The organism is Polynucleobacter sp. MWH-Loch1C5 (assembly GCF_018881775.1).
GTDB lineage: Bacteria > Pseudomonadota > Gammaproteobacteria > Burkholderiales > Burkholderiaceae > Polynucleobacter.
In genome coordinates this window covers 981,172-1,006,865 of the sequence record NZ_JACVPR010000001.1, presented here as the reverse complement: position 1 = coordinate 1,006,865, position 25,694 = coordinate 981,172, and the positions used below count along the sequence as shown (strand labels likewise).

20 protein-coding genes are annotated in these 25,694 nt (G+C 45.3%); 2 read left to right on the top strand and 18 right to left on the bottom strand.

All coding sequences use genetic code 11. The features are described from left to right. Positions 1–5 precede the first annotated feature (5 nt). The 18 genes from pyrC to ICE94_RS05060 all read right to left on the bottom strand — a co-directional run bounded on the left by pyrC (position 6) and on the right by ICE94_RS05060 (position 23,227). Positions 6–1,070, bottom strand: a complete 1,065-nt coding sequence (gene pyrC, locus ICE94_RS05145; RefSeq protein WP_216149518.1) for a dihydroorotase — start codon at positions 1,068–1,070, stop codon at positions 6–8. A 15-nt stretch (positions 1,071–1,085) separates the two neighbouring features. Beyond that, positions 1,086–2,408, bottom strand: coding sequence for a glycerate kinase (locus ICE94_RS05140; RefSeq protein ID WP_216149516.1), 1,323 nt, complete (start codon positions 2,406–2,408; stop codon positions 1,086–1,088). Between the two features lie 9 nt (positions 2,409–2,417). Beyond that, positions 2,418–4,229, bottom strand: coding sequence for an ABC transporter ATP-binding protein/permease (locus ICE94_RS05135; protein WP_216149514.1), 1,812 nt, complete (start codon positions 4,227–4,229; stop codon positions 2,418–2,420). A 2-nt stretch (positions 4,230–4,231) separates the two neighbouring features. Continuing rightward, positions 4,232–5,422: an acetyl-CoA C-acyltransferase gene (locus tag ICE94_RS05130; protein ID WP_216150962.1), complete on the bottom strand. Its 1,191-nt coding sequence runs from the start codon at positions 5,420–5,422 to the stop codon at positions 4,232–4,234. 19 nt (positions 5,423–5,441) lie between these two features. Next, positions 5,442–7,883 (bottom strand): 3-hydroxyacyl-CoA dehydrogenase/enoyl-CoA hydratase family protein, encoded by a 2,442-nt coding sequence (locus ICE94_RS05125; RefSeq protein WP_216149512.1) that lies wholly within the window; start codon positions 7,881–7,883, stop codon positions 5,442–5,444. Between the two features lie 7 nt (positions 7,884–7,890). Next, positions 7,891–9,678, bottom strand: a complete 1,788-nt coding sequence (locus tag ICE94_RS05120) for an acyl-CoA dehydrogenase C-terminal domain-containing protein (protein ID WP_216149510.1) — start codon at positions 9,676–9,678, stop codon at positions 7,891–7,893. Positions 9,679–9,689: 11 nt separating this feature from the next. Then, on the bottom strand, positions 9,690–10,313 hold the full coding sequence (locus ICE94_RS05115) for a TetR/AcrR family transcriptional regulator (RefSeq protein ID WP_216149508.1): 624 nt from the start codon (positions 10,311–10,313) through the stop codon (positions 9,690–9,692). Positions 10,314–10,426: 113 nt separating this feature from the next. Then, complete coding sequence (locus tag ICE94_RS05110) at positions 10,427–11,641, bottom strand: phosphatidylserine/phosphatidylglycerophosphate/cardiolipin synthase family protein (RefSeq protein ID WP_216149507.1); 1,215 nt, start codon at positions 11,639–11,641, stop codon at positions 10,427–10,429. Positions 11,642–11,650: 9 nt separating this feature from the next. After that, positions 11,651–12,091: a dihydroneopterin triphosphate diphosphatase gene (gene nudB, locus ICE94_RS05105; protein WP_216149505.1), complete on the bottom strand. Its 441-nt coding sequence runs from the start codon at positions 12,089–12,091 to the stop codon at positions 11,651–11,653. Beyond that, complete coding sequence (gene aspS / locus ICE94_RS05100) at positions 12,088–13,887, bottom strand: aspartate--tRNA ligase (protein WP_216149503.1); 1,800 nt, start codon at positions 13,885–13,887, stop codon at positions 12,088–12,090. The genes nudB and aspS overlap by 4 nt, the downstream gene beginning before the upstream one ends. Before the next feature lie 16 nt (positions 13,888–13,903). Further along, positions 13,904–14,533, bottom strand: coding sequence for a DUF502 domain-containing protein (locus ICE94_RS05095; protein ID WP_216149501.1), 630 nt, complete (start codon positions 14,531–14,533; stop codon positions 13,904–13,906). A gap of 20 nt (positions 14,534–14,553) precedes the next feature. After that, positions 14,554–16,131 carry a ubiquinone biosynthesis regulatory protein kinase UbiB gene (ubiB, locus tag ICE94_RS05090; protein ID WP_216149499.1) on the bottom strand — a complete coding sequence of 526 codons (1,578 nt, stop codon included), beginning with the start codon at positions 16,129–16,131 and terminating at the stop codon, positions 14,554–14,556. Between the two features lie 18 nt (positions 16,132–16,149). Further along, positions 16,150–16,680, bottom strand: a complete 531-nt coding sequence (locus tag ICE94_RS05085; protein ID WP_255539138.1) for an SCP2 domain-containing protein — start codon at positions 16,678–16,680, stop codon at positions 16,150–16,152. 36 nt (positions 16,681–16,716) lie between these two features. After that, on the bottom strand, positions 16,717–17,622 hold the full coding sequence (locus ICE94_RS05080; protein ID WP_216149497.1) for a Tim44 domain-containing protein: 906 nt from the start codon (positions 17,620–17,622) through the stop codon (positions 16,717–16,719). Between the two features lie 25 nt (positions 17,623–17,647). Next, a complete protein-coding gene (gene ubiE, locus ICE94_RS05075; protein ID WP_216150958.1) occupies positions 17,648–18,391 on the bottom strand; it encodes a bifunctional demethylmenaquinone methyltransferase/2-methoxy-6-polyprenyl-1,4-benzoquinol methylase UbiE in 744 nt (247 codons plus the stop codon). Between the two features lies 1 nt (position 18,392). Then, the gene (locus ICE94_RS05070) at positions 18,393–18,791 is read right to left on the bottom strand and encodes a gamma-butyrobetaine hydroxylase-like domain-containing protein (RefSeq protein ID WP_216149495.1); all 399 of its coding nucleotides are present in this window, start codon (positions 18,789–18,791) and stop codon (positions 18,393–18,395) included. Between the two features lie 9 nt (positions 18,792–18,800). Then, on the bottom strand, positions 18,801–22,637 hold the full coding sequence (locus ICE94_RS05065; RefSeq protein ID WP_216149493.1) for an FAD/FMN-binding oxidoreductase: 3,837 nt from the start codon (positions 22,635–22,637) through the stop codon (positions 18,801–18,803). Positions 22,638–22,705: 68 nt separating this feature from the next. After that, the gene (locus ICE94_RS05060) at positions 22,706–23,227 is read right to left on the bottom strand and encodes a YqaA family protein (RefSeq protein WP_216149491.1); all 522 of its coding nucleotides are present in this window, start codon (positions 23,225–23,227) and stop codon (positions 22,706–22,708) included. Positions 23,228–23,268: 41 nt separating this feature from the next. Between ICE94_RS05060 and ilvA the strand changes: the two genes are divergently transcribed. Beyond that, positions 23,269–24,789 (top strand): threonine ammonia-lyase, biosynthetic, encoded by a 1,521-nt coding sequence (gene ilvA, locus ICE94_RS05055; RefSeq protein ID WP_216149489.1) that lies wholly within the window; start codon positions 23,269–23,271, stop codon positions 24,787–24,789. Between the two features lie 2 nt (positions 24,790–24,791). After that, entirely contained in the window at positions 24,792–25,694 is a 903-nt protein-coding gene (locus tag ICE94_RS05050) for a 5'-nucleotidase (RefSeq protein ID WP_216149487.1), read from the top strand.

Genomic DNA, 25,694 nt, shown 5'->3' with positions numbered 1-25,694 from the left:
GTAGTCTACTCTACTAAAGCCCACTGAGTGGTTTCTCCGGCGCGCAGAGGGACCACCACCTCATCGCCAAATGGAAACTCGGCTGGAATTTGAATGGTTTGACGACGCAACTTCAAAGTACCTTGATTAAGCGGTAAGCCATAGAACTCTGGGCCATAAATACTAGCAAAGCCCTCTAATTTATCTAGAGCCCCAGCTTGCTCAAAAACTTCCGCATACAAAGACATGGCATGCCAGGCGGTGTAACAACCAGCACAACCACACGCTGATTCTTTAGCACCCTTCGGGTGTGGTGCGCTATCAGTTCCTAAGAAAAAACGAGAATTACCTGAGGCGACAATATTAACGATCGCTTGACGGTGTTCTTCTCGTTTTAAAACAGGTAGGCAATAGTAATGAGTGCGCAGACCACCACTAAAAATAGAATTGCGGTTATACAACAAATGTTGTGGTGTCACCGTAGCAGCAATTTTGGCAAAGCGTTGGGTATCAGCATCACGCACATACTCAACCGCTTGTTTAGTCGTAATGTGCTCAAACACAATTCTTAAACCAGGGTGACGTTGACGTAAAGGCTCTAGGATTTTTTCAATAAAAATGGCTTCACGATCAAATACATCAATCTCTGAATGCGTTACCTCGCCATGGACTAACAAAGGAACATCTAATTTTTCCATTTGTGCCAAAACCGCATCACAACGACGAATATCGGTCACACCCGCATCACTATTCGTTGTAGCGCCTGCAGGGTAGAGCTTAAAACCAATCACACCAGCCTCTTTCGCCCGCGCAACTTCATCAGCCGGGGTATTGTCAGTCAGGTACAGTGTCATGAGAGGTTGAAATTGACTAGCAACACCTTCTTTAGGCAAGGCTGCCAAGATTCTTTGGCGATAAGCAATTGCATCTTGAGCGCTGACTACCGGTGGCTTTAAATTAGGCATGATGATGGCACGAGCAAATTGCGCAGCGGTATGCACAATCACATCTTGCATCGCACGGCCATCTCTGACGTGCAAATGCCAATCATCAGGACGTCTAATTTCTATAGTATCGGTAGCTTTTGTCATACTCGTTTGCACTCATTAATCAGGAATCAGAATGATTCTAAAGTCATTTACATTGGTTAAAGTTGGCCCTGTCTGCACTAGGCCCTTCAATTGCTCAAAAAACCCAAAGGCATCATGTTGTTCACGATAGTCTCGCACGCGAATATTTTGACAAGAGGCTAGCTCACGTATATCAGCATCAAACCATGCACCCGCATTGTTCTCACTACCATCAATACCATCTGTATCCGCAGCCAAAGCAGCTAAATGTTTTAAATCAGCTGTTTTATCAAAGAAATGTAATAAGAATTCTGAGCAGCGACCACCTCGACCTTGTGCATTCTTAGGCAATGTGACTGTGCACTCCCCACCAGAGAGCAGGACTAAAGGTTTCTGGGCAGGGCTTTGGTGCAAAGTGAATTCTCGAGCAATGGCAGCATGAACATAAGCAACATCTTTGGCCTCTCCCATCACCGTATCACCCAAGACAATCGTATTTAGCCCCTGAGCCTGACAATAGTGGGCCGCAGCATCTAAGCTTTGTCGTGCCGAAGCAATCACATGGTTATGCGTTGTTTGGAAAATCTCATCATCTGGCTTAGAAGTTTCAGGATGGATGCCACGCATACCCTCTTCCAAATGACGAATGACAGACTCTGGAAAGTCGGCTTGCAATAAACCATAAGAACGCAAAATAAGTAATGCGTCTTCATAAGTAGATGGATCTGCGGCACACGGACCACTTGCAATACTTGCCGGATCATCCCCCGTAACATCAGAAATTAAGAGAGCATCTACCTTAGCGCCTTTAGACACTGCAATGCGTGCCATATGTCCACCTTGCAATACAGACAGGTGTTTACGGACCACATTGATTTCCTCAATTGGTGCCCCACAGTGCAAGAGTGCTTTAGTCACCCATCTAAGATCATCTACAGAGATTGTCGGCACAGGCAAAGTCAATAAGCTAGACCCACCTCCAGAAATGAGGGCAATCAGATGATCACCCGGTTTCAAGGAATTTAAAAGCTCATATGTTTTTTGTGCCGCCTGATACGCTGCTTGATCAGGCACTGGGTGAGCAGCCTCTATCACTTTAATTTTCTTTGTGGGTAGCTGATGCCCATAACGGGTAATCACTAAACCATCAAAGTTCAGCTGGGGGTATGACTGAGAAACATATTCCTCAAAAGCTTGAGCCATAGAAGCGGCAGCCTTACCTGCACCCAATACTAAAACTCTAGAGTTAGCGCTATGAGCTAGGATCTTTTCAAGATAAGCCGGCAAAATATGCGCAGGTTGTGCAGCCTGCAGCGCAGCCTGATAAGCCCCCAATAAAATTTCTGATGCAGGTTTCATCCCAATATCTTAATCTGAGTTCGCTTGTTGCAGTTGAGTACGCCACATCGCGGCATAGCTACCATTTTTTGCAATTAAGTCATGATGCTTACCTGACTCAAGCAAACGACCTTGATCCAGCACCAGAATTTCATCAGCATGTATCACGGTTGATAAACGATGTGCAATCACTAAAGTCGTATGGTTTTTAGCCAGCGACATTAACTCATCTTGAATCGCACGCTCTGTTTTTGAGTCTAAGGCAGATGTTGCCTCATCAAATATTAATAGCGATGGGTTTTTAAGTAAGGTTCTCGCAATGGCGACCCTTTGCTTTTCACCACCCGATAACTTCAAACCACGTTCACCCACCTGTGTTTGGTAGCCATCGGGTAAAGAAGCCACGAATGCATGAATCTGAGCTGCTTTGGCAGCTTGCTCAATTTCTGCTTGACTAGCACCCGGACGACCATATGCAATGTTGTAGGCAATCGTATCGTTAAACAAAACTGTGTCTTGTGGAACAATCCCAATCTGCTGACGCAAGCTAGCTTGCTTGACCTGCGCAATATCTTGACCATCAATCAAAATAGACCCGCTAGTCGGCTCATAAAATCTGAAAAGTAAACGTGCGAGCGTACTTTTACCTGCCCCACTGTGCCCTACCACAGCCACCGTTTTACCTGGCTGGATAACAAACGAAATGCCATCTAAGATCGCTCTATTCTTTTCATATGAAAAAGAGACGTTTTCAAAACGAACGCAGGGGCCCAAGGTCTTATCATGAATAATCAGTTCAGGGGCGTTAGGACGGTCTTTGATTTCTCTATCCGTTCCCAAAAGAGAAAACATACGATCCATATCAGTCAGCGCTTGTTTGATCTCACGATAGATGACGCCCAAAAAATTAAGGGGGATGTACAGCTGAATCATGAGTACATTCACCAAGACCAAGTCGCCCAAACTCATCTTTCCTTGAGCGACACCTTGGCTGGCGAGGAAAAGAATGCCAATCAAGCCAAGAGAAATAATGGTTTGTTGCCCGGCATTCAAGAAGGCGAGCGAACGTTGTGACTGGATAGCAGCCTCGCGATAGCGACGCAGATTTTCATCATAACGTTGAGCCTCATAAGCCTCATTACCAAAATACTTCACAGTTTCAAAGTTAATCAGTGAATCGATTGCTTTTTGATTCGCCTTGGAATCCAGATCATTCATTTTGCGACGGTACTGAGTACGCCACTCGGTCACCTTAATCGTAAAGATGACATAAAAAAACAAGGCTCCCAAAGTAATGGCGGCAAATCCGAAGTGATATGAAATTGAAAAATAAGCTAATACCAAACCCAGCTCTACAAGAGTAGGAATGATGCTGTACAGCGAATAAGAGATGAGCGATTGAATACCTCGTGTACCTCGTTCGATATCGCGTGTCATACCTCCAGTTTGGCGAGATAAATGAAAGCGCAACGAGAGTGCATGCAAATGTTCAAAGACTTGTAAAGCGACTGTTCGTACTGCGCTTTCAGTGACTCTCGAAAATAACAGCTCTCTTAGTTCCGTAAAGAGTGAAGCAGACAAACGCAATAATCCATAAGCCAAGATCAAAGAGATAGGTATGACAGCTAGAGCTTGATTGAGCGATAAATTCATCGCATCGATCAATTCTTTTAAAAGAATGGGCACACCCAAGTTGGCTACTTTTGCCGCAACCAAACAAAACAAGGCTAGGAAGACCCTAGCCTTGAATTTCCACAAGTAAGGCAAGAGATTCTTGATGACCGCCCAATCACTTGCCTTACCGCTTCCCTGCATTCCATCAATATGATGGCTTGAACGCATATCTACACTCTTTCAAAGACTCCCGCGGCACCCATACCAGTACCAACGCACATAGTAACCATACCATGTTTTAAGTTTCTTCTTTGTAGAGCGTGCACAACCGTTGCACTTCTGATAGCACCTGTTGCACCCAAAGGATGTCCAAGAGCAATCGCACCCCCCAAAGGATTGACTTTGCTAGGATCCAAATCTAAATCTTTCATCACTGCGAGTGCTTGTGCAGCAAAAGCTTCGTTCAACTCGATCCAATCTAGATCATTCATAGTTAAGCCAGCATGCTTTAATGCAGCCGGAATAGCTTCCTTAGGACCAATCCCCATAATTTCAGGTGGCACGCCTTTAACCGCAAAGCTTTTGAATTTAGCCAACGGGGTCAAACCATAGGTCTTGAGGGCTTTTTCACTGACCAAAATCAAAGCACCTGCACCATCTGACATTTGTGAGCTGTTACCTGCCGTCACAGAACCTTTATTAGCGAAGACTGCTTTCAACTTAGCCAGAGCTTCAATCGAGGTATCAGCACGTGGACCCTCATCAGATGTCATCGACTGCGTCTTTACATCCACCTGTCCAGTCGCTAAATTGGGGCGCTTTAGCAAAACATTCAAGGGCGTAATTTCTTTTGAGAATTCACCAGCCGCCTGAGCAGCTAAGGCCTTTTTATGAGATTGCATAGCGAACTCATCTTGCGCATCCCTTGAAATTTGCCATTGATTAGCAACATTCTCGGCAGTCAAACCCATCCCGTAGGCGATGGCAACGTTTTCATCATGCGTAAATACTTGTGGACTCAAAGATGGGCTATTACCCATCATCGGCACCATACTCATCGACTCTACACCTGCTGCAATCATCACATCAGCTTCACCGACCTTAATACGGTCAGCAGCCATTGCAATCGCACTCAAACCTGAGGCACAAAAACGATTAATCGTAATTCCTCCAACAGTATTCGGTAAACCAGCCATCAATAAACCAATTCGGGCTACATTGAGGCCCTGTGGACCTTCTGGCATGGCACAACCCACAATCACATCCTCGACTGATTGAGGGTCCAGCGTTGGCACTTGAGCTAGCGCTGCTTTCAGAATATCCGCCAACAAATCATCTGGGCGTGTATTTCTTAAAATCCCTTTTGGCGCTTTGCCAATCGGAGTTCTGGTAGCCGCCACAATATAGGCTTCTTGAATCATGCTCACATTTATCTCCTTATTAGTTGCGCAAAGGTTTGCCAGTTTGTAACAAACCCATAATTCGCTCTTGCGTTTTCTGGGTACCCAATAGTTCTACGAATGCTTGACGCTCCAACTTCAATAACCAGTCTTCGGTCACTAATGTTCCGGCATCGACTTCACCACCAGCAATCACAGAAATGATTTTGTGAGCAATAAAATAATCGTGCTCAGAAATGAAGCGACCATCTTTGAGATTAACCAACTGTCCAGTAATGGTCGCTATCAAAGAGCTACCACCAACAGGTATTTTCTTCATTAACGGTGCTGTATAACCTGCAGCACTCATACTACGTACTTGCTCACAAGCTTGGCTAAGCAATTCGTGCACGTTCATGACAATTTGATCTGATGGTAAGAGATACCCCATCTTCATAGCTTCCAAGGCTGAACCTGAAACCTTAGCCATAGCCGCATTCTCAAAAGAAGCTTTGACAGCATCTACGTAATTAGGACTACCGGCAGCCTGCATCGCACGATGAGCACGAATTGCTGCTTCTTTCAGACCACCACCCGCCGGGAGGAGGCCAACGCCAATTTCAACCAAACCAATATAGCTTTCAAAGGCGACTACGCGTTTGGCAGCGTGCATGAGCAACTCACAGCCACCACCGAGAGCAATCCCCGAAACAGCAGCCACCACTGGCACCTTGGCATACTTAATTCGCATCATGGTATCTTGGAACTGCTTAACAAAAGGCTCAATACCAGCTGCGCCATTCTTCATAAATAACGGCATTGCAGCTTCAAGATTTGCCCCAGCCGAGAATGGGCCACCTGGAGCACCCAACTTTAATGATGTTGGTTGCCAAATAACTAAGCCAGCGAAATCTTGTTCGGCACGTTCAATCGCCTCAACAATCGAGCTCAGTACATCAGGGCCAATCGTGTTCATTTTGGATTTAAATGACAACACCAAAACATCGGCCTTGTGCGGATGCACCCAAGCTCTCGCGCCATCGTTTTCAAAAATTGTTTGGCCACTGCTTTTTGCGCTAGGCGCACCATCACCCGACAATGAAGCTCTAAATAGTTGGCGCTCATAGACAGGTAAAGCTGATGGCTTGACATAAGTTTTACGTGATGCCGACCAAGAGCCTTGCTCAGTATGAATTTTTTGAGTTTGAGCTACAGGACCATCAAATACCCAAGCCGGTAAATTGACCTTAGCTAGGGCACGGCCTTGATCAATATCTTCTTGAATCCATTGAGCGACAGTTAACCAGCCAGCATCTTGCCAATCCTCAAATGGACCTTTATCCCAACCAAATCCCCACTTCATAGCAAAGTCGATTTCTCGAGCAGAGTCTGCAATTGACTCTAAATGAATCGCCACATAATGGAAGATATCTCTAAAGATCGCCCACAAAAACTGTGCTTGAGAATCATCAGACTCTCTTAATAATGCCAAGCGTTCTGCGATTGGTTTTTTCAGAATTCTTTCGACTAAAGGCTCCATTGCCCCCGTAGATGCAATGTAATCATTTTTACTAGGGTCAAACACTAAGATATCTTTGCCTACTTTTTTATAAAATCCGGCTTTCGTTTTTTGACCGAGCGCACCATGAGCGATCAAGGTTTTCACAACCTCTGGCGTCTTATAGATAGCACTAAATGGATCGTTCGCCAAATTATCTTCCATGGTCTTAATCACATGAGCCATGGTGTCAATACCGACCACATCACTAGTTCTAAATGTAGCGGACTTTGCGCGCCCGAGTTTTGAGCCCGTCAATGCATCAACCGTATCAAAACTTAATTGATATTTTTGCGCTTCATGCATCACTGCCAAAATTGAAAAAACACCTACACGATTAGCGACAAAATTAGGTGTGTCTTTAGCACGCACAACGCCTTTACCCAGCACTGAAGTCATGAATGCATCTAATCGATCGATTAACTGCGGATCAGTGTCAGCCGTTGGTATTAATTCCAACAAGTGCATATAGCGCGGCGGGTTAAAAAAGTGCACGCCACAGAAACGCTTTCTAAGATCTGCATCAAAACCTGCGGCTAAGCTCTGGATCGATAAACCTGAAGTGTTGGTCGCAAAAACTGCTTGTGGATGAATATATGGCGATACTCTCTTATAGAGATCATGCTTCCAATCCAAGCGCTCTGCAATGGCCTCAATGACTAAGTCACACTCTTTGAGCTTTTCTAAATCTGCCTCATAGTGACCCATCTCAATCAAATCAGCCTCTTCCGTCAAACCCATCGGAGCAGGCTTTAATTTCTTTAACTGACCTAACGCTTGACTCACAATGCGATAGGGATCAACCGCTTCACCCTCTTTAGCTTTGGCAGGTAAATCAAACAAAATGACGGGTACTTTTGAATTAATACAGTGCGCAGCAATTTGAGCACCCATAACACCCGCGCCCAAAACTGCTACTTTGTTAAAACGTTTAGCTTGATTCATAGGATCCTCAGAATAAGTCGGCTTCCAATGCCATTAATGTGCTCGCACCCGCTCTAGCTGCACGAATTTGATAGGCTGTTTCAGGCAATAGCTTGGCAAAATAAAATCTAGCCACTGCCAACTTTTGTTTATAGATTGGATCGGTACTATTTTTATTATCCAAGGCAATCTTGGCCATGCGCGCAAATAAATAAGCGTAGACGAGATGACCCACAACTCTTAAATAAGGTACTGCTGCGGCACCCACCTCCTCTTGATTAGTCATCGCCTTCATGCCTAATTCCATAGTGAGCTTTTTGACCTTGTCCCCCATATCAGCCAGAGGATCAATAAATTCCGACATCTCTTTACGAGAGCCTTCTTGATCAATAAAAGTTTCTACGAGTTTGCCAAATTTTTTGAGTTTGGCACCCATATCTGAAAGCACCTTGCGACCCAATAAATCAAGAGATTGAATCGTATTGGTACCCTCATAAATCATATTGATACGAGCATCACGCACATACTGCTCCATACCCCACTCTTTGATGTATCCATGACCGCCAAAGACTTGTAGACCTTCATTGGTTGCAATAAAAGCATTGTCAGTGATGAATGCTTTCACGATAGGCGTTAACAAAGCGACCATTTCACCCGTTTCTTTCCTTACTTTTTCATCAGGGTGCTTCTGCTCAATATCAATCATTAAGGCCACCCAATAGGTAAACGCGCGTGCACCTTCAGCATATGCTTTTTGGGTTAACAACATGCGTCTTACGTCGGGATGAACGATGATGGGGTCAGCTGCTTTCTCGGGCTCTTTAGGCCCCTTCAGACTACGCATTTGTAATCTGTCCTTGGCATAGGCCACAGAGTTTTGCATCGCCACTTCAGTCAATCCCAAGCTCTGCATGCCCACACCTAAACGAGCCGCATTCATCATCACAAACATGGCATTTAAACCTTTGTGCGGTTCACCTACCAAGGTACCTATGGCACCATCAAAGTTCATCACACATGTGGCATTGCCATGAATACCCATCTTATGCTCGATCGACCCGCAAGACAGCTGGTTTTTAGCGCCAGGCTCACCATTTGCATCTGGTAAAAATTTAGGCACCACAAATAAAGAAATGCCTTTACTACCTTTAGGTGCATCAGGTAAGCGTGCCAGCACTAAGTGCACGATATTTTTACTAAGATCATGCTCACCACTCGAGATGAAGATCTTAGTTCCAGTAATTTTGTACGTGCCGTCTGCCACAGGCTCTGCTTTAGTCTTCAGAATACCTAAGTCAGTACCGCAGTGAGGCTCAGTTAAACACATGGTGCCCGTCCACTCACCACTAACTAATTTCTCAAGATATGTTTTCTTTTGCTGCTCTGTACCATGTGCATGCAAACACTCATAGGCTCCATGAGACAAGCCAGGGTACATAGTCCAAGCTTGGTTTGTGGAGTTCATCATTTCATACAGAGCACTATTGACTAACTGGGGTAGCCCTTGACCACCATACTCTGGGTCACAGGCGAGAGCTGGCCAACCTGCCTCAATATATTGCTGATAGGCCTCCTTAAATCCTTTTGGAGTATGAACTTGGCCCTGTTCATCACGTCGACAACCCTCTTCATCCCCACTCTGATTAATGGGCATCAAAACGTTTTCGCAAAACTTAGCAGCTTCCTCAAGGATCTGATCAACGGTGTCGCGATCTACTTCTGCATAGTCTGGCAATGCCTTGTATGTCGATTGCACATCCAGTAACTCATGCATAACAAATTGCATTTCACGCAAGGGGGCTTTATAGCTTGGCATTTTTTATCTCCTCAAATACCGTTTTTGTTGTCTTCAATAATCTGCTTAATTGCTCTTTTTGCCATATCAACACTACCATCGATATGTAAAAATTTTGCGTCATGGTGCAAACCTAAAACAATGCTGTAAATCAAGAACAGAACTGCCTCAGGCTTCGTGGATTTCTTTAAGTGCCCCTCTTCTACAGAAAGGCGAATGGCTCTCAAAATAGCTTGACGCCAGGTTTGAACCGATTCAACTAGTTGATCTCTGACCAAACCGGGACGATCATCAAATTCAACGGCGCCCGATATATAAATACAGCCGGTCGTTAACTCATGAACACGCTGGGCAATCCAACGATTGAGCATATCTTGTAAACGAGGCAAACCTCTAGGTTTTTTCAGGGCAGGCTCAAAGACACTTTCCTGAAAACGGCGGTGATATTCCTTCACCACAGCCACCTGTAAATCTTCGCGCGAACCAAAGTGGGCAAAGACACCACTTTTGCTCATTTGCATCCGCTCCGCCAGTAAACCGATCGTTAGTCCTTCTAAACCATCACGCCCAGCCAAATCTAGAGCCTGCGACAAAATCGCTGCTTTTGTTTGGTCACCTTTTTTAGCGACAGTGGTTTCGATATCTTTAACAGTCATGGCATTAAAAAAGAACGGTCGTTCTATTTTTGCATAATGCCTTGGTTTAATCAGAATTGCAACAACCCCCTTTATAAGAGTAGTCTTTTTCGAAAAACTTCTAAGTTGTTGATTTAATTGATATCCCAGGGTAAAGGCTTATCCCGGGTGCCCACGGCTGCGATTCTCATCACCAAGCGAATGAGGTTATAGATTGACCAATGCAACACTTTAAGGAAACTCGACCGTCTCTGAAAGTTTTCCATAAGGACCAAGGATCCACTTTCTTGAGCTCTGTCTGCGATTTTGCAGCGGATATCTTTGATGATGGCGTGATTGCGAATTACCCAATTGGCCTCATGATTGACCAAAAACGAGAGAGGATCACAATTAGATGACCCGAGAGTGACCCAACGACGATCAACGACCATCACTTTGGCATGAAGCTGATCTTTTTGATGTTCATAAATACTGATACCAGAAGATAAAAATTGACCATACAAACTAGGTACCGCCCAATCCACAATGGCAAATTCATTTTTACCAATCAGTAAATTAACTTGCACGCCACGATCTGCTGCCCGAATCAATGCTTTACGTAATTTTCTACCCGGAATGAAATATGGGGTTACCAGCCATATCTCTTCCTGAGCTTGACCAATCGCTTTTAAGTAGGCTCTCTCGATATCACGACGATGATGCAGATTGTCACGCGCAATAAAGGCAATACTGGGTTTATTACCGTGTCTTATACCTAAATAATGTTTTGAGCTCCATGGTGCTTCATGCTCCAAAAGACGCTTAATCACATTTTTAAGATGCATGGCATCATCCGCTAGTCGATGCCACTGTCGCAAAAAGGTTGCGTGTACCTTCTCAACAATATGTCCTGTAGCAACAATCGCTAGATCCCAACGCGGTGCACCCAAAGCTTGGCCTTGTGACGTTAGACGATCATCACAAATATTGATACCCCCCACCACAGCATAAGCCTCATCGATGACTGCTATTTTGCGATGCGTCCTTGAAAAACCTAACTTACCAAACCAAGCTTTGTTGTAGTAAGAAAAATGGACTCCTGCATCCCTCAACATCTTCTCAAACGGCAGAGGTGCAGAACCAATCCAATCCACAATCAAACGAACTTCCACACCTCGCCGGGCAGCATCTGCCAACTCCTTGGCTATTTGCTCTGCTTGAGCATCAGCCGAGAAAATATAAACCTCTAGAAAGATTTCTTTTTTTGCTGCTTGAATTAACCTAATCAAGGAAGAAAAATAATTAACGCCCCCCTCCAAAAGATGGAGAGTATTGATTTCTTGCCAGCGATCTTTTCTTAAAAGGGACATATCTGAATTCTAGTCAGAATTCAGTTTTTTGATAGCAGCTTGATTACTTGGGGAAAAACATAGATCGGCCGCTTTTACTAATGGCAGCCATTGATAGCTCAAGTGTTCTCGAGGGGATAGGGTAATAGGGATACGAGCATCGAGCTCAAGTGCAAACCAATGCTCTAAATTTTGGGTAACACCAGGCGCATAACGATGACGCCACTCTGGATAAATTTCGTAATGAATATGGTGCTGAAGATCAATCAACTTGGCATTAGCTTGCTTATGAAGCTGAATACCTGTTTCTTCAAAGACCTCACGCGCGGCAGCGGCTGCTAAAGGCTCGTCTACAGCATCCAAGCTCCCGGTCACTGATTGCCAATAACCGGGATGATCAGCACGCTCAAGCAACAACACCTCTTTCTTAGCTGTGTAGATGACAACTAAGACTGAGATTGGAATTTTCATGCAATGTTTTGAGTATTACGCAAACGAATATGTAACTCACGTAATTGCTTTTCATCCACAGCACTTGGAGCCTGAGTCAAGAGACATTGGGCACGCTGGGTTTTAGGGAAAGCAATCACATCACGAATAGATTCAGCGCCTGTCATCATAGTGACAATACGATCTAGACCGAATGCAATACCACCGTGCGGAGGAGCGCCGTATTGCAAAGCATCTAGCAAGAATCCAAATTTAGCTTGCGCTTCCTCGGGTCCAATCTTCAGAGCTCTGAATACTTGGCTCTGAACAGATTCTTTATAAATACGAACTGAGCCACCACCGATTTCCCAACCATTGAGCACCATATCGTAAGCCTTAGCAAGACATTTACCTGGATCAGTTTCTAAATAATTGAGGTGTTCATCTTTAGGGCTTGTGAATGGATGATGGCAGGCCACCCAACGTGCGTTGTCCTCGTCGTATTCAAACATTGGGAAATCAACAACCCACATAGGCTTCCAAGCATCTTCCATAAGACCTTTGGATTTTGCCCATGCAGAATGACCTATCTTCAAACGTAAAGCTCCAATAGCATCATTGACTACTTTAGCCTTGTCAGCACCAAAGAAAATGATGTCGCCATTTTGCGCACCGGAACGAGTCAAAATTTCTTGTATAGCTTTGTCGTGCAGGTTTTTGACAATCGGAGATTGCAAACCATCACGGCCCGCAGCTAAATCATTAACCTTGATCCATGCCAAACCTTTAGCGCCATAAATTGAAACAAATTGCGTGTAATCATCAATTTCACTACGGCTAATCTCTGCACCGCCTGGCACGCGCAAACCAACCACGCGCCCATTTTCTTGTTGTGCGGGTGCTGAGAAAACTTTGAAATCTACATCAGCCATCACATCTGTTAATTCAGTGAACTCAAGCTTCACTCTCAAATCAGGCTTGTCAGAGCCAAAGCGCGCCATAGCTTCTGAATAGGGCATAACTGGAAATGGGTTAGCCAACTCAACATTCATGACGGTCTTGAAAATATGACGAACCATATTTTCGAATAAATCACGAATTTCAAACTCATCTAAAAATGCAGTTTCACAATCGATTTGAGTAAATTCTGGCTGACGGTCAGCGCGCAAGTCCTCATCACGGAAACATTTTGTAATTTGGTAGTAACGCTCAAAACCAGCGACCATCAATAACTGTTTAAATAACTGAGGCGATTGCGGTAAGGCAAAAAATTGACCATCATGCACCCGAGATGGCACCAAATAATCTCGCGCACCTTCAGGCGTACTCTTAGTCAGCATCGGCGTTTCAATATCGACAAAACCTGCTGCGTCTAAGTAGCGTCTTGTTTCCATGGCGACACGATAACGGAGCATCAGGTTCTTTTGCATTTGCGGTCTACGCAAATCTAATACGCGGTGCGTCAAACGGGTGGTCTCTGAGAGATTCTCATCGTCTAACTGAAACGGTGGCGTGACCGAGGCATTCAGAATAATGAGTTCTTTGCAGAGCAACTCAATCTTGCCTGATGCAAGATCATTATTCTCTGTACCCGCTGGACGAGCTCTAACTAAACCTTTAATTTGTACACAGAACTCATTACGAATTTGCTCAGCCGTTGCAAACATTTCAGGGCGATCTGGATCACAAACCACCTGCACAAAGCCTTCACGATCACGTAGATCAATAAAAATCACACCGCCATGATCACGACGACGATTAACCCAACCTGTAAGTTGAACTTCTTGCCCGATTAAAGTCTCATTGACTTGCCCACAAAGGTGACTGCGCATTGCCATAAAAACGTCCTGATTATTATTTATTACTATTAGATTGAGTTGGTGGCACCGAACCCATGGAAACGATATGCTTCAGCGCCTCTTCTACTGTCATATCTAGCTCAATCATGTCTGCTTTAGGCACAATCATGAAAAAGCCCGAGGTCGGGTTAGGTGTTGTTGGAACAAACACATTCAAGTGCTCTTCTTTTAACTTATTAGCGACCTCTTGTGCAGGATTACCTGTGACAAAGGCAATAGTCCATGAGCCGTTTCTAGGATAGGGAATTAAAACAGCTTGCCTAAACGCATTTCCTTTACTTGAGAACAAGGTATCTGAGACCTGCTTCACACTCGAGTAAATCGATTTAACAATCGGAATACGATTGATGAATCGATCCCATAATTTGATCCACCATTGACCTGCATAGTTAGCAGCGAGTAACCCAGATACAAAAATAATAGCTAGGACAATGATGACGCCCAAACCCGGTATAGCGCGGAAACTCTTCAGTGTTGGTTGAGTATCACCAGGAGTGACTGCCATGATGGCAGACATGATTGAACCAAAAACGCCGTCCAATACAGAAACGCCCCATGTGATCACCCAAATGGTGATCGCCAATGGCGCCCAAACCAAAATACCAGCGATGAAATATTTTTTCATAGAACCCGCAATTATAGGGCTTAGCGGGGGTAGCTTAGTGACAGAATCAAGCCCAAAATCAAGACGGAGGTCAATATCCCCAAGTAGGTGAAACGTTTTTTCAGTTTAGTTTGCTCCTTGAGCAATTGTTCCAAGAGCTTATTCTGATCTTCATCAGTCGACTCCTTATGGTTTTCTAACCACTGGGCAAGCAATCTAGGAATAGTGGGTACTAACTTAGCCCAATGCGGAGCCTCATCTTTGATACGCTGTAAAAAGCCACGAATGCCGATTTGTTGATCAACCCAACGCTCCAGCACGGGTTTAGCCGTCTTCCATAAATCCATATCTGGATCCAACTGACGCCCCAAACCTTCCACGTTGAGCAAGGTTTTTTGCAATAAAGTCAGTTGCGGCTGAATTTCAACATTAAAACGTCGTGAGGCTTGGAAGAGTCTCATCAGGACAATGCCCAAAGAGATTTCTTTTAAGGGGCGGTCAAAATAGGGTTCACAAACCGCTCGGACAGCCCCTTCAAGTTCTTCAACTCGTGTTTCCTTCGGAACCCATCCAGACTCAATATGTAGCTCAGCGACTCGACGATAGTCTCTGTTAAAGAAAGCGAGGAAATTTTGGGCTAAATAATTTTTATCAAAATCAGATAAGGCCCCAACAATACCGAAATCTAAAGAGATATAACGTCCAAAAGATTCAGGTTGTACGCTGACAAAAATATTGCCGGGGTGCATGTCCGCATGAAAGAAACCATGCTCAAAAACTTGAGTAAAGAAAATCTCAACGCCATCCGATGCTAATTTCTTGAGGTCGATACCTGCCTTGACTAAATCATCTAAACGAGAAATCGGAATACCGTACATGCGTTCCATGACCATCACGTTCATGCCCGATAAATCCCAATAGATTTCAGGGATCATCAATTTGTCAGAGTCTGCAAAATTTCTTCTGAGCTGACTAGCGTTAGCTGCCTCACGCATTAAATCCAACTCATCATGCAAGTAGGTATCAAACTCTTCCACATTCTCTTTGGGTTTGAGTCGTTTACCATCTTTCCAGAATTTCTCTACCAAACCGGCAATCGTCTTCAGTAAGGCTAAGTCGCTTTCAATGATGGGCAAAATGCCAGGCCTTAACACTTTAATTGCGACAGCACGACCCTCCCACTCGGGATATTTAGGATGGGCTTTCAAAACTCCAAAATGTACCTGGGCTACAGAAGCACTAGCGACGGGTTTACGCTCAAAATGACTAAAGACTTCATCAATACTCTGACCAAGAGAGGCTTCAATTAAACGAACCGACTGGTCTTCAGAAAAAGGCGGGACTTGGTCCTGCAACTTCGCTAACTCATCGGCAATGTCGAGCGGCAACAGATCGCGTCGGGTCGAGAGGACTTGGCCAAACTTCACAAATATGGGCCCGAGAGCTTCAAGGGCCAAACGCAAACTCTGACCGCGCGACGCTGAGCGAGGACCCAAAAAGGCATATAGCTGCAAAAGGAAACGCAATAGCCCCGGGCGCAAGCTCTTAGCTACGATGCCCACTAAGCCGTAACGCCAAATCGTGAAAAGTATTTTTAATAGCCGTAAGGAACGGGTCACAACTTGATCCTGTTATTGTTAATTCAAGCGCTGAATTCTTTTTTCTAGGCGATCCAAATCATCGCGCAAGATTCTTATCTTACCCTTGAATGCCTCCAACTGATCTTTTGTAACAAGAATTTGTTTTTCGTGAGTCAAAAACTCTAAAACACTGCCGGACAGATCAGAGATGGCAGCCTGTGAGCGGTGTTGACCTTGTAAGATCACCTGCACTACCTGGTGAGCTAGCGAGTCACCAATCAATTTAGATAGATCTTCTTCTACATCCCAGCGCAAATGTGTTGCTAATTGACCTACTGCTTGAGCCAAGTCAACATCTCCTGAGACCTTGACGTGTTGACTGGCTTTCTCAGAGCCACCTTCAATAAATGCAAAAAAAACTTCCTGCCCAGCAGTGAGTGTCACATTTGCGGGAGCTTGTAAATCGGCTTCCTCAAAGTATCCCTCTTGCCCAATCTTCAAGACCAAAGTCTTGATTGGCAAATCGAGTCGAAGTACTTTTCCAGAGTGTTTTTTTAAAAGACTACTGGCCCAAGATTCTTGGGCCAGTACATGATTTAAAGACGCAGTAATCGTTTTCAGAACTTATACCAACTGAGAGATTCCCGCTAAAACCCAACCACCAGAACCATTGGCTGGTTTAGTGAGATTCCATACTTCGACAAATGACTCAGCGGTACCGTCAATTTCTTCACGAATCATACCGGAGAAACGCACACTCACCTGATATACATCCTCAGTCTTCTCTTGACCCATCACTTCGGCATCCAGAGTCAAAACTTCAGTGCGATTGAGCTGGTTAGCACGCGCCAAGAGATCACGCTCTAGCTCCAGGAACATTTGGGGCGTAGTGAACTCACGCAATCTTTGAACATCGCCACGATCCCAAGCATCTTGTAATGCCACAAAATGCTTTTTAGCGTTGTCAATAAATAGCTGTTGATCAAAGCCTTGGAAATCATCGCGAGCCTGTGCGGCAGGAGCGGCATAACTACTCATGGTTGGCTCTGGACGATGTTGTTGCGGCTCATACGCTCTACCAGCATCAAACCCATTGGGCGTGCTTGTTTTTAAAGTGGCTTGTTTTGAACCAGCAAACTTTCTTAGCAACCAGAAACCTACCATTGCCACTGCTAGAACCAACAAGAAACCCATCAGGAATGAAGCAACCGCTTCACCCATACCAAAATGTGACAAGAGCCATGCAAGACCCAAGCCAGCGGCTAGACCACCCAACATACCGCCCCAGCCAAAACCTTTTTTCGCGGGCGCTGCCGTTGCAGGCGTCGCAGGTGTCGCAGGCTTTGCGGCTTGATTAGGTGCCGCAGCAGGTGCCGCAGGCTGCGTCGGAGCTGCTTGTTTTTGTGTAGCTGTCGGCGCTTGCTTACCCACATTTTTTGATCCACCCAAACGCTTAGCATCCACATTAGACATAGAGCCTGCAGTTAAGAACATCGCTAAGGTCAAATAAACCATACTTTTTTTCAACATATTTCCCTCTTCAGTGTTACAACACTTAGTATTTATACCCTATATGCAAGGCAACAATACCCCCAGTTAAAGAGTGGTATTCAACCTTATCAAATCCAACGCCCAACATCATGTCTTTTAAGGTTTCTTGGTCAGGGTGCATGCGAATCGACTCCGCGAGGTAACGATAACTCTCTGCGTCGCCAGCCACTTTTTCACCTAACCACGGCAACACCTTAAATGAATAAGTATCGTAAAGCGACTTGATGGATGCATGCGGTTTAGAAAACTCTAGAACCATGACCTTGCCACCCGGCTTGATCACGCGCAACATTTCAGTCAAAGCAACATCTTTATGTGTCATATTGCGCAGACCAAATGCCACAGTGACTAAATCAAAATAAGAGCCGGGGAAAGGAATTTGCTCAGCATCAACCTGCACGCATGGCACCTTGAAACCCTTATCCAACAGACGATCTCGCCCATGAGAAAGCATGGATGCATTGATATCTGTCAACCAAACCTGACCCCCAGTTTTTTCTTCAGGCCCTACCTGGCTTGCAAAACTCATCGTGAGGTCACCGGTACCACCGGCGATATCCAGCACTTTTTGACCAGGTCTAACTGCTGCTTTTGAAATGGTGAAGTGTTTCCAAATGCGATGAAGGCCTCCAGACATCAGGTCATTCATCAAGTCATATTTACTAGCGACTGAATGAAAGACCTCTGCGACTTTGCTCGCCTTTTCAGCTTCGTCTACGGTCTGAAAACCAAAATGGGTTTTTGCCATATCAGTGGCTTCCACATGTATGACCACCACTGGCCATTGGCGCATCGCGATCTACACCGGCATCTTCTAAACAATCTAGGTAGTCTTGCCACATCTGCTCTTGGTTGATACACATCTCATAGAGATATTCCCAGGTGTAAATACCTGAATCATGACCATCAGAAAAAACGGGCTTAATTGCATAGTGGCCAACAGGCTCAACACTCACAATCGTGACATCACGTTTACCTGTTTGCAAGGTTTCTTGTCCTGGCCCATGCCCCCTGACTTCAGCAGAGGGTGACCAAACTCTCATAAATTCAAATCCAAGCTGATAACTACGATCTCCCGCATAAGTTAATTCCATGACACGGGCTTTTTGATCCACAGTAATATTTTCTGGTAACGGTGCCTGACTCATACTATCTCCTTAAACCAAGACTCTCTCGATACCACCCTGATTAGCTGCTTGAACATATTGGACCATCCAGTCATCACCCAAAATATGTTTGGCCATTTCAACGACGATGTAATCTGCCTCAGTACCGGCATCATCGTTATAACGGGATAAACCTTGCAAACAAGATGGGCAGCTCGTCAATATTTTGACCTCACCATCAAAACCATCTCGTAATGCATCAGCCCCTTTACGCATCTCTTGCTCTTTTCTGAAGCGCACTTGTGAAGAGATGTCAGGGCGAGTTACGGCTAAAGTGCCAGACTCACCACAACAACGATCATTTTTAGCAATGGTTGTGCCATCAGAAGTGGTCACTAATGAATTCACAGTCTTTAATGGATCCTGCAACTTCATAGGGCTGTGGCATGGATCGTGGTACATGTAACGCACACCTTTTGCACCTTCAAGTTTGATTCCTTTTTCTAAGAGGAATTCATGAATATCAATAATGCGGCAGCCTGGGAAGATTTTCTCAAACTCATAGCCAGCTAGCTGGTCATAGCAAGTACCGCAAGAGACAACCACGGTCTTGATATCCAAATAGTTGAGGGTATTTGCTACACGATGGAAGAGCACCCGATTATCTGTGATGATTTTTTCTGCTTTATCAAAGTCACCCGATCCGCGCTGTGGATAGCCACAACACAAATACCCTGGTGGCAATATCGTTTGGACACCGGCATGCCAGAGCATCGCCTGAGTAGCTAAGCCCACCTGAGAGAAGAGACGCTCAGAGCCACATCCTGGGAAATAAAAAACCGCCTCACTATCTACAGAAGTTTTTTTCGGATCACGAATAATCGGCACGATGTCAGAATCTTCAATATCCAAAAGAGCACGTGCAGTTTTCTTAGGCAGATTCCCTGGCATCTTCTTATTGATGAAATGTATGACTTGCTCACGCACAGGTGGCTTGCCCACAGTCGCTGGAGGTTTAGCAGTTTGAGCTTTAGCAAACTTCTTGAGAACTTGGTGCGCTAGACGTTGGGCTTTGTAACCCCACTCCATCATGACCTTACGCGTTAACTGAATCGTCTCAGGATTAGTTGCATTTAAGAAGAACATGGCCGCAGATGCACCTGGGTTAAATTTTTTCTTACCCATCTTGCGTAATAAATTACGCATGTTCATCGTGACATCGCCAAAGTCAATTTTGACTGGGCATGGGGTCACACACTTATGGCAAACGGTACAGTGCGCAGCAACGTCATCAAAGGCTTCCCAATGTTTAATGGATACGCCTCGACGTGTCTGTTCTTCGTATAAAAACGCCTCAACCAATAATGAAGTGGCCAAGATTTTATTGCGTGGGCTATACAACAAATTGGCACGTGGCACATGTGTTGCACAAACAGGCTTACATTTGCCACAACGCAAACAATCCTTGACGCTATCAGCAATCGCGCCAATATCGCTTTGCTGCATGATGAGGGACTCATGCCCCATCAAACCAAAACTGGGCGTATAGGCGTTACGCAAATCAGCCCCTGGCATTAACTTACCTTTATTAAAGCGGCCCTCAGGATCTACTTGATTCTTATAGGCTCGGAAGTCCTTGATTTCATCTTCCGTCAAGTACTCTAACTTGGTTATACCAATGCCGTGCTCACCAGAAATAACGCCATTCAAAGAACGTGCCAATTTCATAATTTTGGCTACAGCATTGTGTGCGTCCTGCAACATCTCATAGTTATCAGAGTTCACAGGAATGTTGGTGTGCACGTTACCGTCACCTGCGTGCATATGTAGAGCCACAAAAACTCGACTACGCAAAACACGTTTATGAATGGCCACACATTCTTTAAGGATGGGCTCAAAGGCGGCACCAATAAAGATCTGCTTTAAGGGCTCACGAACCTGCAACTTCCATGAGGCACGCAAACTTCTATCTTGTAAGCCCGGAAAGTATTGGTCTAACTGCTCCGCCCAAGTGGCCCACTGCTGTCTGACTTGAGCAAGCAACTCAAGTGCTTGTGCAACGCGGCCGGCTAGTAAATCAGCTGCAGCGATTTCGCCTGCATCATCGACCTTGGCTAAAGGCAAATGTCCACTCTTAAGAAATAGCTCCAACTCATCGAGTAGTTGCAACTTATTTTTGAGTGACAACTCAATATTGATGTACTCAATACCATCGGTGTACTCACCCATACGATTCAGTGGAATAACCACATCCTCATTGATCTTGAATGCATTCGTATGTTTAGCAATAGCTGCAGTGCGTGAGCGATCTAACCAGAATTTTTTACGCGCCTCAGCACTAACTGCCACAAAACCTTCACCCACTCGAGTATTAGCAATACGAATCACTTCGCTAGCGGCAGTTGCAACAGCATTCTCATCATCACCAACGATGTCGCCAATCAATACCATCTTAGGCATCACATTGCGCTTGGACTTGGTGGCGTAACCTACAGCTCGCAAATAGCGCTCATCCAAATGTTCTAAGCCTGCCAAGATAGCGCCACCTTGCTTCGTCTGGGCGTCTAAATAGTCTTTGATTTCAACAATACTCGGTATAGCTTCGCGAGCTTGACCAAAAAACTCAAGGCAAACTGTTCGAATTTGCTTTGGCATGCGATGCAAGACCCAGCGAGCGCTGGTAATCAAACCATCACAACCTTCCTTTTGTACGCCTGGCAGACCTGCTAAGAATTTATCGGTAACGTCTTTACCAAGGCCTTCTTTACGGAACTTTTTGCCCTCGATTTTGAGTTCCTCGGTACGGAGTACTTTTTTACCTGGCGCATGCTCGCCATCTGACCATGTCAAACGAAAGGTCGCGAAATCAACATCATGGATCTTGCCCATATTATGGCCAATACGTTCAACGTCTAGCCAGTTCCCCTGAGGATCCACCATACGCCAAGAGGCTAAGTTATCTAAAGCGGTTCCCCAAAGAACTGCTTTCTTGCCACCCGCGTTCATCGCAATATTGCCGCCAATACAACTGGCTTCGGCAGAGGTCGGGTCTACCGCAAAAACAAAGCCTGCACGATCGGCCGCATCAGAAACACGCTTAGTAACCACACCCGCACCTGAATACACTGTAGCCACTTCACGGTCTAAACCTTCTAAGCGTAAGAGTTCAACGGCGCCCAAGTCTTCTAATTTTTCGGTATTAATAACCGCAGACATAGGAGATAGAGGTACCGCACCACCTGTATATCCAGTACCACCTCCACGCGGAATAATCGTCAAACCTAAACTGATACAAGCTTTGACCAAACCGGGTATCTCAGCCTCTGTGTCTGGCGTCAGAACGACAAAGGGATACTCCACTCGCCAATCTGTGGCATCAGTCACATGAGAGACGCGCGCTAAACCATCAAAACCAATATTGTCTAAAGCGGTATGTTTGCCCAGCAGGCGCTTAGCCTGCTTTCTGAGGATACTGATACGCTCGAATTCTGCGTCAAAGTGCTCTACAGCTTCTGTAGCTTTAGCAATGAGCTTTTCAACCTTATCAGCCAAATCCAATGTCATGCGCTTTTTTACTTCGCGCAGACGATGATGCAAGGCTTCAATGAGTTGTTTACGGCGCCCAGGGTTGTCTAGTAAATCATCCTGCAAAAACGGATTACGCTGAACAACCCAAATATCTCCCAAGACCTCATAGAGCATGCGCGCAGAACGCCCGGTTTTGCGACCTGACCTTAAGCCATCCAAAATTTGCCATGCATCATCACCCAATAGGCGAATAACGATCTCTCGATCCGAAAAAGAGGTGTAGTTATATGGGATTTCTCGCAAACGGGGAGCATGCTCAACATGCTCAGGCAAGGCATTAAGAGGTAATGGGGCGTTCATAGTACCGTTTGTAGCTAAAACGCCATTTTAAAGGACTTGACGATATTTCGTTGAATATTCTAGGAATATCAGTTAAACCACGCACCAAATATGGTCATGAAGAGGTTTTTAAGATAAATCCAGAAGTCGTCTGGAACCATCATCAAAAAATAGGTCATCGTCAGGTATCGTAAAAACTTACCGATAGCCATATAGATCATGCAGGGCAACCAGGGCAGTTTTAGCCAACCGGCAACCGCACAAAGAGGGTCTCCCACAATAGGTAGCCAAGATAAGAGTAATGCTGGGGGGCCTAAACGCTCAAACCAGCCCATCAAGCGATGCTCACGCGGCCCCCTAATTTTGTCATGCGCGTGAATCGCACCATATCCCATGATCCAGTTAATCATTCCACCGACTGTATTACCCAAGGTGGCAACAAATATGGCTATCCAAAACATCTCTGGATTGAGCTTGATATAGGCAAATAAAGCGGGCTCAGAACCCATCGGTAGCAAGGTGGCCGAGACTAAGCACACTAGGAAAACTGCAGGCAAACCCACTGCCGGCAATGCTAGCCACACCAAGAAATTATGTATATTGCTATCCATGAAGCGCTATTTTATGTACAGACACGTGTTACGCTTGAGTCATGCCTAAAGATTATCTAAAAAAAATACTGACCGCTAAGGTTTACGACGTTGCAATCGAATCAGAACTGCAACGCGCCCCTCATCTAACGCAAAGACTCAACAATCAAATCCTCTTAAAGCGCGAGGATAACCAACCGGTCTTTTCATTTAAATTAAGAGGAGCCTACAACAAGATGGCTCACTTAAGCAAAGATGAGTTGAAAAGAGGGGTTATTGCGGCGTCTGCTGGCAATCACGCTCAAGGTGTTGCCCTAGGTGCTGCCAAGTTAGGCTGCAAAGCCATCATTGTGATGCCCACTACAACACCACAAGTCAAGATTGACGCTGTCAAAGCACGGGGTGGAGAGTCGGTACAAGTCGTACTACACGGTGAATCCTACAGTGATGCTTATGAACATGCTCTTGCTTTAGAGAAAAAACATCGCCTGAGCTTTGTTCATCCATTTGATGACCCTGACGTGATTGCAGGACAAGGCACCATCGCCATGGAAATTCTGCAGCAGCACCAAGGGCCTTTAGATGCTGTATTTGTAGCGATCGGGGGCGGCGGCTTAATCGCCGGTGTAGGTGCTTATATCAAAGCGATCCGCCCAGAAATCAAAGTCATCGGCGTACAGACCATTGACTCAGATGCCATGAAACGATCTTTAGAAGCTAGACGTCGCGTTGAGCTCAAGGATGTTGGCTTATTTTCTGATGGCACTGCGGTGAAATTGGTGGGCAAAGAAACTTTCCGACTATGCCAAGACGTTGTTGATGAAATCATTACCGTTGATACAGATGCTATATGCGCTGCTATCAACGATGTCTTCATGGATACACGCAGTATCCTAGAGCCCGCGGGCGCCCTAGCCATTGCTGGCTTGAAGGCTTATGTGGATCGCGAAAAAGTTAAAGACAAAACTTTTGTCGCGATCGCATGTGGTGCCAATATGAATTTCAATCGTCTGCGATTTGTTGCTGAACGTGCCGAAGTCGGTGAAGCAAAAGAAGCTGTTTTCGCTGTCACGATTCCTGAAGAACGGGGCTCGTTCAAACGCTTTTGTGAAATGCTTGGCCAACGAAATGTGACTGAGTTTAACTACCGTATTGCAGACGCCAAAGAAGCCCATATTTTTGTAGGGATCGCTACACAAAAATCCAGCGACAGTAGCCAAATTGCCAAATCTTTTACCAAAGCTGGATTTAAAACCATTGATCTGACACACGATGAGTTATCCAAATCTCATCTGCGTCACATGGTGGGTGGACGCTCAACGCTAGCTCACAATGAACTGCTGTATCGTTTTGAATTTCCGGAGCGTCCCGGTGCCTTGATGCGTTTTCTGACGAGCATGTCCCCCAACTGGAACATCAGCTTATTCCACTATCGCAATCACGGAGCCGACTATGGTCGTATCCTGGTTGGCATACAAGTTCCAGATAATGATAAGAAAGCTTTCAGAAGTTTCTTGGCTAATTTGGGATACCCTCACTGGGACGAAAGCCAGCACCCGGCGTATCAATTATTTTTGGCCTGAACATGGCTTTTTCATTAGCAGACAAACTCGTGGTCGCGATTTCGTCGCGCGCCTTATTTGACTTTGAAGAAGAAAATCAATTCTTCGAAGCCAGCGATGACTCTGCCTATATGAAATTGCAAATGCAACGTTTAGATATACCTGCAAAAACTGGTGTGGCTTACCCCTTAGTCAAAAAACTACTGAGCTTTAATTCTCAAAGCGAGCAAAATGTAGAGGTCGTGATATTGTCAAGGAACGATCCAGTCAGTGGTTTAAGAGTGTTTCGCTCCGCAAAAAATGCAGGTCTAGCTATTGAGCGCGGTGTTTTTACGCGAGGCAGACCCCCTTATCACTATCTTCACTCACTCAAGGCTAACTTATTCCTGTCTGCCAATGAAGCAGATGTTCGAGCCACGATTGCAGCAGGATTTCCCGCTGCCAAAGTTTTCCCTGAGAGCAAGGCACGGGCAGAATTACATCCTGAAGAAATTAGAATCGCATTTGATGGCGATGCCGTCCTGTTCTCTGATGAAGCTGAGCAAGTTTTTCAAAATCATGGCTTAAAAGCATTTGTTGACCATGAAAGCCAAAAGGTCGATACGCCACTGCCACCCGGCCCCTTCAAGCCCCTTTTAGAAGCACTTCATCGCTTACAAAGTCATGCAGCAGACAAGCACAGCATGCAAATTAGGACCGCTCTTGTAACGGCTCGCTCGGCCCCAGCGCATGAGCGCGCCATTCGTACCTTAATGGCCTGGGGTATCACTGTAGATGAAGCGATGTTTTTAGGTGGCCTACCGAAGAAAGATTTCCTCAAAGAATTTGAGCCTGATTTTTTCTTCGATGATCAAACAGGTCATTGCGAATCCGCGGCAGACGTAGCCCCTACGGGTCAAGTACTATCAGGTATTACCAATCAATAA